General features: G+C 38.2%; 1 protein-coding gene. It reads right to left on the bottom strand.

Annotation, left to right across the window (positions count from 1 at the left end; all coding sequences use genetic code 11):
• Positions 1-487, bottom strand: a 487-nt coding sequence (locus HC176_RS16255; RefSeq protein WP_167920047.1) for a phosphatase domain-containing protein, incomplete at both ends; no start/stop codon positions are given.

Below are 487 nucleotides of genomic sequence, written 5' to 3'. Positions count from 1 at the left end.
AAATAAGGGTCGTGCTGTGAATCATCACCCATAAGAACATACTTTAATTGCGGATAAAAAGAAATAATATCCTTGATCTTAATGAACTTATGATCATGGCCTCCCCTCCCGGTAAAGAGAAAATCTCCCAGCCCGGTCTTAATATCCTTTAATTTTATAATTGCTTTTGGCAGCTCGTGCTTACGGGCAAATTGTAAAATGAACTCATAGAGATTCCATTCACTACTGGAAACATAGAAGAAGGAATTGAACTGCCCTTCCTCCTGGCCTGCTCTGCTTAGAGCCTGGTAATGGGGTACTACATCATCAAAGACTTCGCGATTGTCAATATTTTTGGTAAGGATGACATAAAGTTTTTTGAAGAAGTTGTGGGTATGTGAAATAAGAAAAGTATCATCAATATCTGAAATTATTCCCAGCTTGCTTTTATATGGCTTGAGCAGCTCCCCTCTTTCTACTATTCCTTTTCCGTTCAATTTACAGGAAA

This window comes from Tamlana crocina (assembly GCF_012037625.1).
This window is presented reverse-complemented; position numbering and strand designations above follow the sequence as displayed.